Origin of the sequence: Streptomyces seoulensis (assembly GCF_022846655.1) — a bacterium.
Lineage (GTDB): Bacteria > Actinomycetota > Actinomycetes > Streptomycetales > Streptomycetaceae > Streptomyces.
In genome coordinates, this window is record NZ_AP025667.1 from 34,678 (window position 1) to 50,270 (window position 15,593).

The window sequence follows — 15,593 nt, forward strand, 5'->3', positions numbered from 1 at the left end:
ACTCAGGCGGCGCGCAGGCTCCAGTGGTAGAGCGTCATGGCCACGCTGGTGGCCAGGTTGTAGCTGGAGACCTGCGGCCGCATGGGCAGTGCCAGCAGCCGGTCGGCGCGGGCACGCACGGGGGCCGAGAGCCCGCTGCGCTCCGAGCCGAACGCCAGCACGGCGTCGTCGGGCAGCTCGGTCCGCCGGATGTCCTCGCCCTCGGGGTCGAGGGCGAACAGCGGTCCGGCGGGCAGCTCCTCGACCCCGAGCCGCTCCACCGCGGTGGCGAAGTGCAGCCCCGCCCCGCCGCGCACCACGGTGGGGTGCCAGGGGTCGAGGGTGCCGGTGGTGACTACCCCGGTCGCGCCGAAACCGGCGGCCAGCCGGATCACCGCGCCCGCGTTGCCGAGGTTGCGCGGCTCGTCCAGCACCACCACCGGCGCGGTGCGGGGCATCCGGGCCAGCGCCTTCAGGTTGGCCTCGCGCGACGGCCGTACGGCCAGGGCGGCGACGCCGGTCGGGTGCGGACGGGGCACGAGGGAGGCGTAGACCGCCTGGGGCACCTCCGTCAGCAGCGCTTCCAGGGTGTCCTTGACGTCGCCGGCGAGTTCACCGGCGAGGGCGAGGGTGGCCTCCCGGTCGGTGGTGACCGCCACGGGCACCTCGGCCCCGAAACGCAGCGCGTGCTTGAGGGCGTGGAAACCGTCCAGGAGCACGGCGTCCCCGGCGCGCTCGCGCCAGCGGTTCAGGGGGTCGGTCATGCCGTGAACCCTACGTGGCCCGCGGTGGACTCCTCCGGGGTGCGGGGCGGCGGTACCCGGCCCGCCCCACCGCGGCGTATCAGCCGTCCACGCGCGCGTGCCGCCCAGCCGCCGAGCAGGAGCAGGAAGGCGGTGGGCAGGAAGACCGCGTCCGCCGCGATCATCGCCAGGGAGAAGAAGGGCAGCCCGAGGACGACGGCGATCACCGCGTGCTCGGTCATCATCAGCACCAGCAGGACGTTCTTCACCCGGCGGTTGAACAGGGTGAAGGGGAAGGCGACCTGCACCATGACCGTCCCGTAGGTCACGATCATCATGAGGACGCCGCTGGCGGACATCAGGTCGGCGAGCGCGGGCCAGGGGGAGAAGTAGTCCAGGTGGAGCGGGTAGTAGACGGCGGTGCCGTCCTGCCAGCGCGAGCCCTGGATCTTGTACCAGCCGGCCGTGGCGTAGATCAGGCACGCCTCCGCCATGATCACGACGAGGCCGGCGTTGTGCACCACGTTCGCCAGTACGTCGAGCAGCATCCGGGGCTGCGCCGAACGCGCCCAGCGGCCCGCAGCCCACCACAGGCCGAGCCCGGCCCAGGCCGTCCACAGCAGCGCGGGCACCAGCCAGCCGCCGGTGAAGCGGCCGCTCAGCGCGGCCGTGACCAGCACCGCGCCGGACACCGCCCACAGCACCGGACCCACCCGGTCGGCGGGAACACGTTCCCCACGCGCGCGTGCCGCCTCCACGCGCCCGGCCCGCCGCGCGTCCAGCGACCACACCTGGCCGCAGCGGGTGAACACCAGGTAGAGGGACATCAGATGCAGCACGTTGTCGCCGCCGTCCCCCATGAACACGCTGCGGTTCTGCAGCGACAGCACCCCGACCATGAACAGCACGGACGCGGTACGGGTGCGCCAGCCGACCAGCAGCGCGGCACTGGCCAGTACGGCCAGGAGGTAGCAGACCTCGAACCAGAGCCGCCCGTCGGACCACATCAGCACGGTGAAGGCGTCGTTGTCGGCGATCAGTTGGCGGGCCAGGTTCCAGCTCCAGGGGCCGGCCGGCCCGTACAGCTCCTGGCGGTGCGGGAACTCCCGCAGCAGGAACAGCAGCCAGGTCCCGGCGAACCCGATGCGGATCACGGCGCTCTGGTGCGGGCCCAGGGCCGAGCCGGTGACGCGCTCGACGCCGCGCGCGAAGGTCTGGGAGAGCCGGTTCATCGGGCACCCGCCTCGGTCTCGTCACCGGTCACCGTCCACCAGGGCAGCACACGGAAGACGGGGTCGGTGGACACCTTCTCCCGGCTCCACTCGGGCGGCGGCACATTGACGGTGCGGGAGCGCACCTGCACGCGCTCGACGGTCCCGGCGCGGCCGATCTCCTCGTCCCGCCGCAGGCGCAGCAGCACGATCCGGCGCACGTACTGCTCGGAGAGCGCCCCGCGCACACCGACGGGCCGGTTGTCCGTGCCGTGCGTGGTGCCGAGGAAGTCCCAGGCGCGGCGCAGTTCGTTCTGCTGGGTGTGGCTGGGGAGCAGGTTGCCGTCGATGGCGGCACCGTCCTGCGCGGACAGGTCGGTCCAGCCGGTGGTGCGCAGGTCACCGTCCTCGGCGCGGACCTGCGCACGCACCTGCACGGCGACGTTCTGCTGCAACGGGTTCGGCGCGAACAGCTTCCAGTTCTGCTCGAACTCCGGGTACACCCACGCCTGCACCGCCTCGCCGTGCCGCTTGGTCACGGTGTTCGCGGGAGCGAGGCTCAGGAACACCATGCCGAGGTGCACCGCGGCGACGGCCGCCACGACCGCGAGCCCGCCCCCGGCCACGAGCCGGTAGCGGGGCGACAGGGCGGCCAGTCCGACGGCCGGGGCCGCTTCCGGTACGGGAAGTTCCGCGGGATCACCGGCCGCGGCGTCCCCTCTGTCCCCCGGCGGTGCGCCAGGGCCGTCGAGGGCCCCCGCACGACGCGCCCCGTCCGACCCGTCCGGCCCTTCCGGCGCCTTCGAGTCCTCGTCGTACGCGTCCATCCCGCCCCGTCCCCCGCTTCCGCTCCGCCGTCGACGCGCCCTTCGCGGGCGCCCCCTGGTCCTCGGACGCCTTTGCTTCCGCTTGGCACCCGCACGGAACGGTACTCAGCCCCACCCGCCCCGCACAGCCCAGGGCCCGGCCCGCACCGCCCGGCCCCGGCCGCCGCACAGCGCCCCGGCACCGGCAGGGACCGCATCCAGGCCACCGGAGGTTGTCCACAGGCTCCCCGAGGCGTCGTCCACAGCGGTTGACACCCGACGACGCCCCGGCACACCATTGACACGCACGAACCGAACGATCGGTCGGGGCGTGTTTCCGGCAGAGTCCTAGGTCAGGGGGACCGCATGGCCACAGCAGCCGCGCCTCGCACGGACCGCACACCCGCGGGCGGCGCACCCGGCGCCACCACGGACACGGCGGCGCACCAGCACGCCTTCGACACGGCCGTGGCCGCCGAAGAGCGCATCGAGCCACGCGACTGGATGCCGGACGCCTACCGCGCCACCCTCGTCCGCCAGATCGCCCAGCACGCCCACTCCGAGATCATCGGCATGCAGCCGGAGGCGAACTGGATCACCCGCGCCCCCAGCCTGCGCCGCAAGGCCATCCTGATGGCCAAGGTCCAGGACGAGGCGGGCCACGGCCTCTACCTCTACAGCGCCGCCGAAACCCTCGGCACCAGCCGTGAGGAACTGCTGGACAAGCTGCACAGCGGCCGCCAGAAGTACTCCTCGATCTTCAACTACCCGACCCTGACCTGGGCCGACGTGGGCGCCATCGGCTGGCTGGTGGACGGCGCCGCCATCACCAACCAGGTCCCGCTGTGCCGCTGCTCCTACGGCCCCTACGCCCGCGCGATGGTCCGCATCTGCAAGGAGGAGTCCTTCCACCAGCGCCAGGGGTACGAGCTGCTCCTCGCCCTCAGCAAGGGCACCCCCGAGCAGCACGCCATGGCGCAGGACGCGGTCGACCGCTGGTGGTGGCCCTCGCTGATGATGTTCGGCCCGCCCGACGACTCCTCCCAGCACTCGGCCCAGTCCATGGAGTGGAAGATCAAGCGCCACTCCAACGACGAGCTGCGCCAGCGCTTCGTCGACATCGCCGTCCCCCAGGCCGAGTCCCTCGGCCTCACCCTCCCCGACCCCGACCTCGTGTGGAACGAGGAACGCGGACACCACGACTTCGGCGCCATCGACTGGACCGAGTTCTACGAGGTCCTCAAGGGCAACGGCCCCTGCAACGAACAGCGCATCACCCAGCGCCGCCGCGCACACGACGAGGGCGCCTGGGTCAGGGAAGCAGCCGCCGCCCACGCGGCCAAGCACGCCGGGAGCACCGGCCGGACAGGAGCGACGCGCGCATGACCGACACCGACTGGCCCCTGTGGGAGGTCTTCGTCCGCTCCCGCCGCGGCCTCTCCCACACCCACGCCGGCAGCCTGCACGCCCCCGACGCGGAAATGGCCCTGCGCAACGCCCGCGACCTCTACACCCGGCGCGGCGAGGGCGTCTCCATCTGGGTCGTCCCGGCCACCGCCGTCACCGCCTCCTCGCCCGACGAGAAGGACCCGTTCTTCGAGCCGGCCGCCGACAAGCCCTACCGGCACCCGACCTTCTACGAGATCCCGGAAGGGGTGAAGCACCTGTGACCGCCACCGTCCCCACCACCGCCGCGCTCGCCCTCGGCGACGACGCCCTGGTGCTCTCCCACCGCCTCGGGGAGTGGGCCGGGCACGCCCCCGTCCTGGAGGAGGAGGTCGCCCTCGCCAACATCGCGCTCGACCTGCTCGGCCAGGCCCGCGTCCTGCTGTCCATGACCGGAGACGAGGACGAACTCGCCTACCTCCGCGAGGAACGCGCCTTCCGCAACCTGCAGTTGACCGAGCAGCCGAACGGCGATTTCGCCCACACCATCGCCCGGCAGCTCTACTTCTCCACCTACCAGCACCTCCTGTACTCCGAACTCGCCTCACGGGAAGGCCCGTTCCAGCCGCTGGCCGCGAAGGCGGTCAAGGAGGTCGCCTACCACCGCGACCACGCCGAGCAGTGGACCGTGCGCCTGGGCGACGGCACCGACCTCAGCCACGACCGGATGAGCCGCGCCTGCGACGCGCTGTGGCGCTTCACCGGCGAGATGTTCCAGCCCGTCCCCGGTCTGGACGTCGACTGGGCCGCCCTGGAGGCGAGTTGGCTCCGGTCCGTGACGGAGGTGCTCGGCCGTGCCACCCTGACCGTGCCCGAGGGGCCCCGCACGGGCGCCTGGGCGGCGGGCGCGGGCCGGCAGGGGCTGCACACCGAGTCGTTCGGGCGGATGATCGCCGAGATGCAGCACCTGCACCGCAGCCACCCGGGGGCGTCATGGTGACCGCCACCGCACTGGAGACGGAACTGCTGGAGCTGGCCGGCTCGGTGCCTGACCCCGAACTCCCCGTGCTCACCCTGCACGAGCTGGGCGTGGTGCGTGCGGTGCACCTCACCGGACCCGACTCGGTCGAGGTGGACCTCACCCCGACCTACACCGGCTGCCCGGCTGTCGAGACGATGAGCGCGGACATCGAGCGGATACTGCGCGCCCACGGCATGCACGAGGTCACCGTCCGCACGGTCCTCGCCCCCGCCTGGTCCACGGACGACATCACCCCCGAGGGCCGCCGCAAGCTCCAGCGGTCCGGCATAGCCCCGCCCCGCACCCGGCACCCCGGCGGCCCGGTCCCCCTCACCCTGGGCGCGACCCGCACCGGGCACGACGCGGCGACGGCGACCGGACCGGCCCTCGAAGCCATCCGCTGCCCGCACTGCGACTCCGCCGACACCGAGTTGCTGAGCCGCTTCTCCTCCACCGCCTGCAAGGCGCTGCGCCGGTGCCTGTCCTGCCGTGAACCCTTCGACCACTTCAAGGAGTTGTGATGGCACGCTTCCACCGGCTCCGGGTGGCCGGGATCGACCGGCTCACCGACGACTCGGTCGCCGTCACCTTCACCGTGCCGCCCGAGCTGCGCGAGGAGTACCGGCACAAGCCCGGCCAGCACCTCACCCTGCGCCGCCGCGCCGACGGCACGGACATCCGCCGCACCTACTCGATCTGCTCCCCGGCCCCCGACCCGGCCGGGGACGGCCCGAGCACGCTGCGGGTGGGGGTGCGACTGGTCGACGGGGGCGCGTTCTCGACGTACGCGTTCAAGGAGATGGCGACAGGGGACGAGCTCGAGGTGATGACCCCGGCCGGGCGCTTCACCCTGGACCCGGCGCCGGGCCTCTTCGCGGCCGTGGTGGGCGGCAGCGGCATCACCCCGGTGCTGTCGATCGCGGCCACGCTGTTGGCCCGCGAGCCGGGTGCCCGCTTCTGCCTGATCCGCGCCGACCGCACGGCCGCCTCCACCATGTTCCTGGAGGAAGTCGCCGACCTGAAGGACCGTTACCCGCAGCGGTTCCAACTGGTGACCGTGCTCTCCCGCGAGGAACAGCAGGCGGGCCTGCCGTCCGGGCGCCTCGACCGGGACCGGCTCACGGGGCTGCTGCCCGCGCTGCTGCCGGTGGACCGGGTGCGGGGCTGGTTCCTGTGCGGACCGTACGGTCTGGTGGAGGACGCCGAGCGGGCCCTGCGCGGCCTGGGCGTGGACCGGTCCGGCATCCACCAGGAGATCTTCCATGTGGACGGTGGCACCGCTCCGGCCACCACCACACCGGCGCCCGCGCACAGCACGGTCACCGCACGCCTCGACGGCCGCGGGGGCAGTTGGCCGGTGCAGGAGGGCGAATCCCTGCTGGACACGGTCCTGCGCAACCGCCCCGACGCCCCCTACGCCTGCAAGGGCGGCGTCTGCGGCACCTGCCGTGCTTTCCTGGTCTCCGGCGAGGTCCGCATGGACCGCAACTTCGCCCTGGAAACGGAGGAAACAGAGGCGGGCTACGTCCTGGCCTGCCAGTCCCACCCTCTGACGGAGAAGGTGGAGCTGGACTTCGACCGGTAGGTGAGGTGCCCGCGGAAGCGGGTGGGCGTCCGGCGCAGGCCGTCCCCACCCCGCTCCGTACAGAACCGCCTAGATCACGACTCCACCCTGGCCGGCGTCCGTGATCACCGGACGGCCCGCGGCCTCCCAGTGCTTCATGCCGCCGTCGACGTTCACCGCGTCGATGCCCTGCTGCACGAGGTACATCGTGACCTGGGCAGAGCGGCCGCCGGAGCGGCAGATGACGTTGACGCGGCCGTCCTGCGGGGCGGCCTCGGTCAGCTCGCCGTACCGGGCGACGAACTCGCTGATCGGGATGTGCAGCGCTCCCTCGGCATGACCGGCCTGCCACTCGTCGTCCTCGCGGACGTCCAGCAGGAAATCGCCGTCCTTGAGGTCCGTGACCTCGATCGTGGGCACACCAGCTCCGAAACTCATGCCCCCGACGCTACCCGAAGCACCTCACCCGACGCCGGGGCTCACTCCTGCGTCAGCAGCGCCGCGAGGTCGGACTCGCGGCGGGCGATGTCGCCGTGCAGCCGCTCGGCGATCTCCGTGAGCAGGCTGTCGGGGTCGTCCGGGGCGAGGCGGAGCATGCCGGCGATGGCACCGTTCTCCAGTTCCCGGGCGACCAGGGTGAGCAGTTCCTTGCGCTGGGCGAGCCACTCCAGGCGGGCGTACAGCTCGTCGCTGGGGCTGGGCTGCCGCTCGGGCGGCACCGGACCGGCGGCCCACTCCGCGGCGAGTTCCCTGAGCAGGGTCTCGTCGCCGCGGGCGTAGGCGGCGTTGACGCGGGTGATGAACTCCTCGCGGCGGGTGCGCTCGGCGTTCTCCTGGGCGAGGTCGGGGTGGGCCTTGCGGGCGAGGTCGCGGTAGAGCTTGCGCGCCTCCTCGCTGGGACGCACGCGCTCCGGCGGCCGCACCGGCTGGTCGGTGAGCATCGCGGTGGCCTCCGGGAACAGCCCCTGGCCGTCCATCCAGCCGTGCAGCAGTTCCTCGACGCCGGGGATCGGCGAGAGGTTGGCGCGGGCCTCGGCGGCGCGGCGGATGTCCTCGGGGTCCTGGGTGCGGGCGGCCCGCGCCTCGGCGATCGAGGCGTCCAGTTCCTCGATGCGGGCGTAGAGGGGGCCGAGCCGCTGTTCGTGCAGCCGGGCGAAGTTCTCGACCTCGACACGGAAGGTCTCCACGGCGATCTCGAAGTCGATCAGCGCCTGCTCGGCGGCGCGGACGGCCTTTTCCAGCCGTTCTTCGGGCCGCGGTGCCTGGGACTGCTCGCTCTGCTCAGCTTCCGGGGTCGTCACCCGACCAGCCTAGGCCACGGCCACAAGGGCCGAACCCGGCCGAACGGGACGACCGCCCGGCCCAACTCCCCTCCACCACGCCCGCACCGCCTACGCCCCCTCCTCGGCTCCCAGGTCGGAACCCGTGTCCGGGCAGGCGGCCGGTACCCACTCCGCCACCAGGTCCCGGCAGGCCACCACCAGCCGGCCGGGGCGACAGGCCACCTCGTGGGTGCAGCCGCCGGGCAGCGGCAGGATCTCGTCGAGGATCACATCGCCCAGCGAGGCCGGGTCGCACACGTCCAGCACGTCCGACTGGAAGCGGGAGACGCCGGTGTAGCGGACGAGCAGGTCCTCCTCATGGCGGAAGCAGTTGTGCCGGAAGCGGATCTCGACATCGCCCTCCGCCGTGCGGCTCACCCGCGTGGGCAGCAGGTCGCGGACGCAGCGCTTGGCCTCGGGGTCGTAGTGCGCCGGGTCGGTGGCGAAGGCACGGGCGCCGGGCGGGAGTCCGGCCGCGATGCCGGGAAGCCGGGCGAGATAGGGGCGGGGGTCGGCGAGCACCGGCTCCTCGCTGCCGCCGCCGCGCAGCTCGACGTACTTCATCTCACCACCCCGGTCCGCGTCTTTCCGGCATCGCCGGTCACACTCCCGTCTCGGCCGCGATCCGCCCGGAACGCACCGCCGCGGCCAACTCGGCGTGGTCGGCCTCGGTGCGGTCGGCGTAGGCGGTGGCGAAGTCGGCGACGGCGTCGTCCAGTTCCTCGTTCTTGCCGCAGTAGCCGGCGATGAGGCGGGGATCGGCGCTGTGCGAGTGGGCCCGGGCCAGCAGGGCGCCGGTCATCCGGCCGTAGTCGTCGACCTGGTCGGCGGCGAGGGCGGCGGGGTCGACGCTGCCCTTGCGGTTGCGGAACTGGCGCACCTGGAAGGGAAGTCGGTCCACGGTGGTCCAGCCGAGCAATATGTCGCTGACGACCTGCATCCGCTTCTGCCCGAGGACCACGCGGCGCCCCTCGTGCTCGGCGGGCGGAACCGGGAAGCCCGCGGTGGCCAGGTGCGGGGCGAGCGCGGAGGGCCGGGCCTCCTTCACCTGGAGGACGAGCGGCTCGCCGCGATGGTCGAGGAGCAGCACGACGTAGGAACGGGTGCCGACGCTGCCGGTGCCGACGACGCGGAAGGCCACGTCCTGCACCGCGTACCGGGCGAGCAGCGGCAGCCGGTCCGCGCCCAGCGTCGACAGATACGGCTCCAGCGAGGCGGCGACGGCGGCGGCCTCTCGGTCCGGGACCCGGCGCAGCACCGGCGGGGCGTCGACGAAGCGGCGGCCGCCGTCCTCCGTCTCCTCCGTCGACCTGGCGGCGAAGCGGCCGCTGGTGTTGGCCCGCGCCTTCGCGGCGACCCGCTCCAGGGTGCCGAGCAGATCATGGGCGTCGGTGTGGGAGACGAGCTCCTCGTCCGCGATGGCGTTCCAGGCGTCGAGCGCGGGCAGCTTGGCGAGCAGTCTCATCGTGCGCCGGTACGCGCCCACGGCGTCCCGCGCGGCGGCACGGCAGGTGTCCTCGTCGGCCCCGGCCTCACGCCCGGCGAGCACCAGCGAAGCGGCGAGCCGCTTGAGGTCCCACTCCCACGGGCCGTGCACGGTCTCGTCGAAGTCGTTGAGGTCGATGACCAGACCACCGCGCGCGTCCCCGTACAGACCGAAGTTGGCCGCGTGGGCGTCGCCGCAGAGCTGGGTACCGATGCCGGTCGCCGGGGTGCGGGCCAGGTCGTACGCCATGAGGCCGGCCGAGCCGCGCAGGAAGGCGAAGGGGGACGCGGCCATACGGCCCACCCGGATCGGGGTCAGCTCGGGGATGCGCCCGGTGTTGGACTCCTCGACCGCGGCGACCGCGTCCGGACGGGCGCCGTCCAGCACGAGGTCCCGGTGGGAGGCGCGGGGTACGTCGGCCCGCAGCGCCTTGCCCTGGTGCTTGGCGGAGCCGTCCGGCGGCCACTGCGCGAACCCGCGCAGCCGTGGCACCCGGCTCTCCAGCGCCGCGTCGGCGAGCTCCACTCCGGCTCCGGCCACCACGACCGCCTCCCCCGCACCCAGACCGCCCACGCCCCGCACGAGCGTCTCGAACATCAACTCGTGCAGAAGGTACATGCGGTGACCGAAACGCGTCAGACCCTGTGGACAACTCGCCGGTTGCGGACATCCCCCGGCCTCTCCGCACCAGCAAGGGCTGCCGAAGACCACGTTGAGAGGTCCGAGAGAAGCCCGGCGAGGTCCGAGAGAAGCCCGGCGCCCGCGCTCCGGCCAACTTCCGTCCGGCTCCGGACTCCTGAGACCTTCCTCACAAGCAGTCGCCGGAGGAGCCTCTGGTCGGAAACGCCAAAGTGGGCGGCATCTTCACGATGCCGCCCACTTGACTGTTGTGCGCGAGGGGGGAGTTGAACCCCCACGCCCTTTCGGGCACTGGAACCTGAATCCAGCGCGTCTGCCTATTCCGCCACCCGCGCATTGGGTGTGTCTTCCGGTTCGGCCCTTGCGGGCTGGCCCCTTCCGACATGCAGAACATTAGCACGGCCCACGGGGTGGAATCACATCCCTTCTGCAGGCCCCCCACCTGGCCATCTGTCCCGCCCCGCCCATGAACCCGCACCGCACGCCGGCCCCGGCGGGCGCCCCGCGAGCCCCGCCCCTGTGGAGAAAGCTGTTCAGGTATCAACCTCGTACCGGTCCCGGCCATCTCATCCACAGGGGGACCGGACCGGCCGCCGGGTGCGGGACACTGGAGCAAGGCCGCCTCTACGATCCTCCTCCGAAGGAGTTCGAAGGGGAGCCGCTGGGGGAACCGGCTGATTGCCGGGCGCGTAGATACGATCAGTGAGCAGTACCGGCGAGGCTGCCGCGCCGAGCACGGCACGGCAGAACGGCAGCGACGGAGGAGGTGCCCCATGGGAGTCCTGAAGAAATTCGAGCAGCGCCTCGAAGGTCTGGTCAACGGCACCTTCGCCAAGGTGTTCAAGTCCGAGGTCCAGCCGGTGGAGATCGCCGGCGCGCTCCAGCGGGAGTGCGACAACAACGCGACCATCTGGAACCGCGACCGGACCGTGGTCCCCAACGACTTCATCGTGGAACTGAGCACGCCCGACCACGAGCGGCTCAGCCCCTACTCCGGACAGCTCGGCGACGAGCTGGCCGGAATGGTCCGCGACTACGCCAAGCAGCAGCGCTACACCTTCATGGGGCCGATCAAGGTCACCCTGGAGAAGGCCCCCGACCTGGACACCGGTCTGTACCGGGTGCGCAGCCGCACCCTCGCCTCCTCCAGCAGCCAGGAGCCCCAGGCCCCCCAGTCCGGCGGCCCGGGCCCCGCGGGTCCCCAGGCCCCCCAGGGCGGGTACGGCTACCCGCCCGCCGGAGCCCCCCCGATGCCGTCCGCGCCGCCTCCCGGCGCCCGGCCCGGCGGCTACGGCTACCCCCAGCCCGCCACCCAGCGGCCCTCGGCCGCCCCGATGGGCGGCGGCGCGACCCGGTACTGGGTCGAGGTCAACGGCACCCGCCACCAGATCTCCCGCCAGACCCTGGTGATGGGCCGCAGCACCGAGGCAGATGTACGGATCGACGACCCCGGCGTCTCCCGCCGGCACTGTGAGATCCGGACCGGAACGCCCTCGACCGTCCAGGACCTCGGCTCCACCAACGGCATCGTGGTGGACGGGCAGCACACCACCCGCGCTACGCTCCGCGACGGCTCGCGGATCGTCGTGGGCAGCACCACCGTTATCTATAGGCAAGCCGAAGGGTGAAGCGGGGGCAATGTCAGAGCTGACCCTCACGGTCATGCGGCTGGGTTTCCTGGCCGTACTGTGGCTGTTCGTCATCGTGGCCGTGCAGGTCATCCGCAGCGATCTGTTCGGTACGCGTGTCACACAGCGGGGATCGCGCAGGGAAGCCACGCGCCCGCAGACCGCCGCCCGGCAGCAGTCCGCGCCGCCGCAACAGCGCGGCCAGCGTGGACAGCGGGCCCAGCAGAGCGGTGGCCGCCAGCGGCGCAACGCGCCCAGCAAGCTCGTCGTCACCGAGGGCACCCTCGCCGGGACCACCGTCGCGCTCCAGGGCCAGACCATCACCATGGGCCGCGCGCACGACTCGACGATCGTGCTGGACGACGACTACGCCTCCAGCAGGCATGCCAGGATCTACCCCGACCGTGACGGTCAGTGGATCGTGGAGGACCTCGGTTCCACCAACGGCACGTACCTGGACCGGTCCCGGCTGACGACCCCGACGCCGGTCCCGCTGGGCGGTGCGATCCGCATCGGCAAGACCGTCATCGAGCTGCGGAAGTAGTGCTACACCAATGAATGAGCGCGAGCGGAGCGAGCACGCGGCGGCGGATCGCAATCCGGTCCCCGCCGCGCTCCCGACCGGAGGGTGGGCAGTGTGGCTCGACACGACCGGCTGTACCCGGAGCCGACTGGCGAGGTGCGCATGAGCCTGTCACTGCGCTTCGCCGCCGGATCGCACAAGGGCATGATCCGGGAGGGCAACGAGGACTCCGGTTACGCCGGTCCGCGCCTGCTCGCCATCGCCGACGGCATGGGCGGCCAGGCCGCTGGTGAGGTCGCCTCCTCGGAGGTCATCTCCACCCTGGTCACGCTCGACGACGACGTGCCCGGCTCCGACATCCTCACCTCGCTCGGCAACGCCGCGCGCCGTGCCAACGAACAGTTGCGCACCATGGTCGAGGAGGACCCCCAGCTCGAGGGCATGGGCACCACCCTGACCGCCCTGCTGTGGACCGGCCAGCGGCTCGGCCTCGTGCACGTCGGCGACTCACGCGCCTACCTGCTGCGCGACGGCATGCTCAGCCAGATCACCCAGGACCACACCTGGGTGCAGCGCCTGGTCGACGAGGGCCGGATCACCGAGGAGGAGGCCGACGCCCACCCGCAGCGCGCGCTGCTGATGCGCGCCCTCGGCAGCGGCGACCACGTCGAGCCCGACCTCTCCATCCGCGAGGTCCGCGCCGGCGACCGCTACCTGATCTGCTCCGACGGGCTCTCCGGCGTCGTCTCCCACCAGACGATGGAGGAGGCGCTCGCCAGCTACCAGGGCCCGCAGGAGACCGTGCAGGAGCTGATCCAGCTCGCGCTGCGCGGCGGCGGCCCCGACAACATCACGGTGATCGTCGCCGACGTGCTCGACCTGGAGACCGGTGACACCCTCGCCGGGCAGCTCTCCGACACCCCGGTCGTGGTCGGCGCCGTGGCCGAGAACCAGCACCACCTGAACCCCGACAACGGGATCATGCAGACCCCGGCCGGCCGCGCCTCGAACCTCGGCCGCCAGGGCCGCAGGCAGGGTGGCGGCGGCAGGCACGGCCAGTCCCCCGGCGGCACCGACGAGTACGCCCCCGAGGGCTCCTTCGGCGACTACTCCGACGAGGACTTCACCAAGCCCCGCAAGGGCCGCCGCTGGCTGAAGCGTTCCCTCTGGAGCGCCGTCGCCCTCGCGGTGATCGGCGGCGCCGTCTACGGCGGCTGGCGCTGGACCCAGACCCAGTACTACGTCGGTATCAACGGCGAACACGTCGCGCTCTACCGGGGCATCAGCCAGGACCTCGCCTGGGTCTCGCTGTCCAAGGTCGAGCAGGACCACCCCGAGATCGAACTCAAGTACCTGCCGCCCTACCAGCAGAAGCAGGTCAAGAACACGATCGTGGTGGCGGGCGGCCTGCCCCAGGCCCGCTCCAAGGTGGAGGCGCTCTCCACGCAGGCGTCCGCCTGCCGCAAGGAGTCCGAGCGCGCCGCCGCCGAGCGCGAGCAGCAGAGCTCCAAGACGGGCCAGGGCGCGACCGGCGGCGCCACCGGTGCCACCAAGACCGCCTTCACCAAGGCCAGCCCCACGCCGGACCCCTCGGCCTCCTCGTCGAAGTCCCCGGCGTCGCCCTCGAAGTCCCCGACCGCAACCGCCACTCCCCGGCCCGGCCCCAGCCTCTCCGAGGATGAGCAGAAGGTCGCCGATCAGTGCGGCAAGCAGTAGGCAAGCCGTGAGAGGCCCCGTCACACGATGAGCAGTACTACGAACACGCCGACGCACCAGACGTCCACGATCGGCTCGATCGGTGCGCCGAGCCGCCGCAACACCGAGCTGGCCCTGCTGATCTTCGCCGTGGTCATCCCGGTGTTCGCCTACGCCAACGTGGGCCTGGCCCTCAACGACCAGGTCCCCGCGGGCCTGCTCGGCTACGGCTTCGGCCTCGGTCTGCTGGCCGGCGTCGCCCACCTCGCGGTGCGCAAGTTCGCCCCGTACGCCGACCCGCTGCTGCTGCCGCTGGCCACCTTGCTCAACGGGCTCGGCCTGGTCGCCATCTGGCGGCTGGACCAGTCCAAGCTGCTGCAGTCGATCCATGTCGCGGGCGGCAAGGCGACCAACCAGCTGATCTACACCGCCATGGGCATCACACTGTTCGTGGTCGTGCTGATCTTCCTCAAGGAACACCGCACGCTCCAGCGCTACACCTACATCTCCATGGTGGTCGCGCTGTTCCTGCTGCTGCTCCCGCTGGTCCCCGGCCTCGGCGCCAACGTCTACGGCGCCAAGATCTGGATCCAGATCGGCAGCTTCACCATCCAGCCGGGCGAGTTCGCCAAGATCGTGCTGGCGGTGTTCTTCGCGGGCTATCTGATGGTCAAGCGGGACGCGCTCGCACTGGCCAGCCGCCGCTTCATGGGCCTCTACCTGCCGCGCGGCCGCGACCTCGGCCCGATCCTGGTCGTCTGGTTCATCTCGATCCTGATCCTGGTCTTCGAGACGGACCTCGGCACCTCGCTGCTGTTCTTCGGCATGTTCGTGATCATGCTGTACGTGGCCACCGAGCGGACGAGCTGGATCGTCTTCGGTCTGCTGATGTCGGCGGCGGGCGCGGTCGGCGTGGCGAGCTTCGAGCCGCACATCCAGGTTCGTGTCCAGGCATGGCTCAACCCGTTCCACGAGTACGAGCTGAGCCGTACGCCGGGCGTCACCGGTGTGCACTCCGACCAGCTCCAGCAGGCCCTGTGGGCGTTCGGCTCCGGCGGCACCCTCGGCACCGGCTGGGGCCAGGGCCACTCCGAACTGATCCGCTTCGCCGCCAACTCCGACTTCATCCTCGCCACCTTCGGCGAGGAGCTGGGCCTGGCGGGCCTCATGGCGATCCTGCTGATCTACGGCCTGATCGTCGAGCGCGGTGTGCGCACCGCCCTCGCCGCCCGCGACCCCTTCGGCAAGATGCTCGCGGTGGGCCTGTCCGGCGCCTTCGCCCTCCAGGTGTTCGTCGTCGCCGGCGGTGTGATGGGTCTCATCCCGCTGACCGGTATGACGATGCCCTTCCTCGCGTACGGCGGTTCGTCCGTCATCGCCAACTGGGCGCTCATCGGCATCCTGATCCGCATCAGCGACACGGCACGGCGCCCCGCGCCCAGCCCGGCCGCCAGCCCCGACGCCGAGATGACGCAGATCGTGCGGCCCGGCGCCACCGGGCCCGACCCGCAGTGAGCGCGGCGGGCGACGGGACCGTACCTCTGGGCGGGTCCCGTCGCCCGGCTGCCGGAGCGTCCGCGTCCACAGACG

The 15,593-nt window shown here is 72.0% G+C and carries 16 protein-coding genes and 1 tRNA gene; 9 read left to right on the top strand and 8 right to left on the bottom strand.

Going from position 1 to position 15,593, the window contains the following annotated elements; genetic code table 11:
* Positions 1 to 2: 2 nt before the first annotated feature.
* Genes HEK131_RS00165 through HEK131_RS00175 form a run of 3 tightly spaced genes read right to left on the bottom strand, consistent with a single transcriptional unit; the run spans position 3 to position 2,760 of the window.
* The gene (locus tag HEK131_RS00165; RefSeq protein ID WP_244333192.1) at positions 3 to 743 is read right to left on the bottom strand and encodes a TrmH family RNA methyltransferase; all 741 of its coding nucleotides are present in this window, start codon (positions 741 to 743) and stop codon (positions 3 to 5) included.
* Positions 740 to 1,954, bottom strand: a complete 1,215-nt coding sequence (locus HEK131_RS00170) for an HTTM domain-containing protein (RefSeq protein WP_244333193.1) — start codon at positions 1,952 to 1,954, stop codon at positions 740 to 742. The genes HEK131_RS00165 and HEK131_RS00170 overlap by 4 nt, the downstream gene beginning before the upstream one ends.
* A complete protein-coding gene (locus tag HEK131_RS00175; RefSeq protein ID WP_244333194.1) occupies positions 1,951 to 2,760 on the bottom strand; it encodes a DUF5819 family protein in 810 nt (269 codons plus the stop codon). The genes HEK131_RS00170 and HEK131_RS00175 overlap by 4 nt, the downstream gene beginning before the upstream one ends.
* A 345-nt stretch (positions 2,761 to 3,105) precedes the next feature.
* Between HEK131_RS00175 and paaA the strand changes: the two genes are divergently transcribed.
* The 5 genes from paaA to HEK131_RS00200 are packed head-to-tail and all read left to right on the top strand — an operon-like array spanning position 3,106 to position 6,731.
* Entirely contained in the window at positions 3,106 to 4,125 is a 1,020-nt protein-coding gene (paaA, locus tag HEK131_RS00180) for a 1,2-phenylacetyl-CoA epoxidase subunit PaaA (RefSeq protein ID WP_217463557.1), read from the top strand.
* A complete protein-coding gene (paaB, locus tag HEK131_RS00185) occupies positions 4,122 to 4,409 on the top strand; it encodes a 1,2-phenylacetyl-CoA epoxidase subunit PaaB (protein ID WP_217463556.1) in 288 nt (95 codons plus the stop codon). Before paaA ends, paaB begins: the two co-directional genes overlap by 4 nt.
* A complete protein-coding gene (paaC, locus tag HEK131_RS00190) occupies positions 4,406 to 5,125 on the top strand; it encodes a 1,2-phenylacetyl-CoA epoxidase subunit PaaC (RefSeq protein ID WP_244333195.1) in 720 nt (239 codons plus the stop codon). The genes paaB and paaC overlap by 4 nt, the downstream gene beginning before the upstream one ends.
* Positions 5,119 to 5,667 carry a 1,2-phenylacetyl-CoA epoxidase subunit PaaD gene (paaD, locus tag HEK131_RS00195; RefSeq protein ID WP_244333196.1) on the top strand — a complete coding sequence of 183 codons (549 nt, stop codon included), beginning with the start codon at positions 5,119 to 5,121 and terminating at the stop codon, positions 5,665 to 5,667. Before paaC ends, paaD begins: the two co-directional genes overlap by 7 nt.
* Positions 5,667 to 6,731 carry a 2Fe-2S iron-sulfur cluster-binding protein gene (locus HEK131_RS00200; protein WP_244333197.1) on the top strand — a complete coding sequence of 355 codons (1,065 nt, stop codon included), beginning with the start codon at positions 5,667 to 5,669 and terminating at the stop codon, positions 6,729 to 6,731. The genes paaD and HEK131_RS00200 overlap by 1 nt, the downstream gene beginning before the upstream one ends.
* A 69-nt stretch (positions 6,732 to 6,800) precedes the next feature.
* Here HEK131_RS00200 and HEK131_RS00205 read toward each other — a convergent pair whose 3' ends face one another.
* The 5 genes from HEK131_RS00205 to HEK131_RS00225 form a co-directional block, all read right to left on the bottom strand.
* Positions 6,801 to 7,130 (bottom strand): rhodanese-like domain-containing protein, encoded by a 330-nt coding sequence (locus HEK131_RS00205; protein WP_217463617.1) that lies wholly within the window; start codon positions 7,128 to 7,130, stop codon positions 6,801 to 6,803.
* A 59-nt stretch (positions 7,131 to 7,189) separates the two neighbouring features.
* Positions 7,190 to 8,011 carry a J domain-containing protein gene (locus tag HEK131_RS00210; protein WP_217463552.1) on the bottom strand — a complete coding sequence of 274 codons (822 nt, stop codon included), beginning with the start codon at positions 8,009 to 8,011 and terminating at the stop codon, positions 7,190 to 7,192.
* Positions 8,012 to 8,101: 90 nt separating this feature from the next.
* Positions 8,102 to 8,596, bottom strand: coding sequence for a hypothetical protein (locus HEK131_RS00215; protein ID WP_244333198.1), 495 nt, complete (start codon positions 8,594 to 8,596; stop codon positions 8,102 to 8,104).
* Between the two features lie 37 nt (positions 8,597 to 8,633).
* Positions 8,634 to 10,136, bottom strand: coding sequence for a DUF2252 domain-containing protein (locus tag HEK131_RS00220; RefSeq protein WP_244333199.1), 1,503 nt, complete (start codon positions 10,134 to 10,136; stop codon positions 8,634 to 8,636).
* Positions 10,137 to 10,408: 272 nt separating this feature from the next.
* Positions 10,409 to 10,492 (bottom strand) — tRNA-Leu (locus tag HEK131_RS00225).
* A 438-nt stretch (positions 10,493 to 10,930) separates the two neighbouring features.
* Between HEK131_RS00225 and HEK131_RS00230 the strand changes: the two genes are divergently transcribed.
* The 4 genes from HEK131_RS00230 to HEK131_RS00245 all read left to right on the top strand — a co-directional run bounded on the left by HEK131_RS00230 (position 10,931) and on the right by HEK131_RS00245 (position 15,518).
* Positions 10,931 to 11,785 (top strand): FhaA domain-containing protein, encoded by an 855-nt coding sequence (locus HEK131_RS00230; protein WP_244333200.1) that lies wholly within the window; start codon positions 10,931 to 10,933, stop codon positions 11,783 to 11,785.
* A gap of 10 nt (positions 11,786 to 11,795) precedes the next feature.
* Positions 11,796 to 12,329, top strand: a complete 534-nt coding sequence (locus HEK131_RS00235; RefSeq protein WP_161149522.1) for an FHA domain-containing protein FhaB/FipA — start codon at positions 11,796 to 11,798, stop codon at positions 12,327 to 12,329.
* A gap of 141 nt (positions 12,330 to 12,470) precedes the next feature.
* Positions 12,471 to 14,024: a Stp1/IreP family PP2C-type Ser/Thr phosphatase gene (locus HEK131_RS00240; protein WP_244333201.1), complete on the top strand. Its 1,554-nt coding sequence runs from the start codon at positions 12,471 to 12,473 to the stop codon at positions 14,022 to 14,024.
* 27 nt (positions 14,025 to 14,051) lie between these two features.
* Positions 14,052 to 15,518, top strand: coding sequence for an FtsW/RodA/SpoVE family cell cycle protein (locus tag HEK131_RS00245; protein ID WP_217463547.1), 1,467 nt, complete (start codon positions 14,052 to 14,054; stop codon positions 15,516 to 15,518).
* Positions 15,519 to 15,593: the final 75 nt, after the last annotated feature.

What these genes read in the sequence shown, in the direction of transcription:
- HEK131_RS00165 (WP_244333192.1), bottom strand. Translation starts at nt 743, where the DNA reads ATGACCGACCCCCTGAACCGCTGGCGCGAGCGCGCCGGGGACGCCGTG.
- HEK131_RS00170 (WP_244333193.1), bottom strand. Translation starts at nt 1,954, where the DNA reads ATGAACCGGCTCTCCCAGACCTTCGCGCGCGGCGTCGAGCGCGTCACC.
- HEK131_RS00175 (WP_244333194.1), bottom strand. Translation starts at nt 2,760, where the DNA reads ATGGACGCGTACGACGAGGACTCGAAGGCGCCGGAAGGGCCGGACGGG.
- paaA (WP_217463557.1), top strand. Translation starts at nt 3,106, where the DNA reads ATGGCCACAGCAGCCGCGCCTCGCACGGACCGCACACCCGCGGGCGGC.
- paaB (WP_217463556.1), top strand. Translation starts at nt 4,122, where the DNA reads ATGACCGACACCGACTGGCCCCTGTGGGAGGTCTTCGTCCGCTCCCGC.
- paaD (WP_244333196.1), top strand. Translation starts at nt 5,119, where the DNA reads ATGGTGACCGCCACCGCACTGGAGACGGAACTGCTGGAGCTGGCCGGC.
- HEK131_RS00200 (WP_244333197.1), top strand. Translation starts at nt 5,667, where the DNA reads ATGGCACGCTTCCACCGGCTCCGGGTGGCCGGGATCGACCGGCTCACC.
- HEK131_RS00215 (WP_244333198.1), bottom strand. Translation starts at nt 8,596, where the DNA reads ATGAAGTACGTCGAGCTGCGCGGCGGCGGCAGCGAGGAGCCGGTGCTC.
- HEK131_RS00220 (WP_244333199.1), bottom strand. Translation starts at nt 10,136, where the DNA reads ATGTACCTTCTGCACGAGTTGATGTTCGAGACGCTCGTGCGGGGCGTG.
- HEK131_RS00230 (WP_244333200.1), top strand. Translation starts at nt 10,931, where the DNA reads ATGGGAGTCCTGAAGAAATTCGAGCAGCGCCTCGAAGGTCTGGTCAAC.
- HEK131_RS00235 (WP_161149522.1), top strand. Translation starts at nt 11,796, where the DNA reads ATGTCAGAGCTGACCCTCACGGTCATGCGGCTGGGTTTCCTGGCCGTA.
- HEK131_RS00240 (WP_244333201.1), top strand. Translation starts at nt 12,471, where the DNA reads ATGAGCCTGTCACTGCGCTTCGCCGCCGGATCGCACAAGGGCATGATC.
- HEK131_RS00245 (WP_217463547.1), top strand. Translation starts at nt 14,052, where the DNA reads ATGAGCAGTACTACGAACACGCCGACGCACCAGACGTCCACGATCGGC.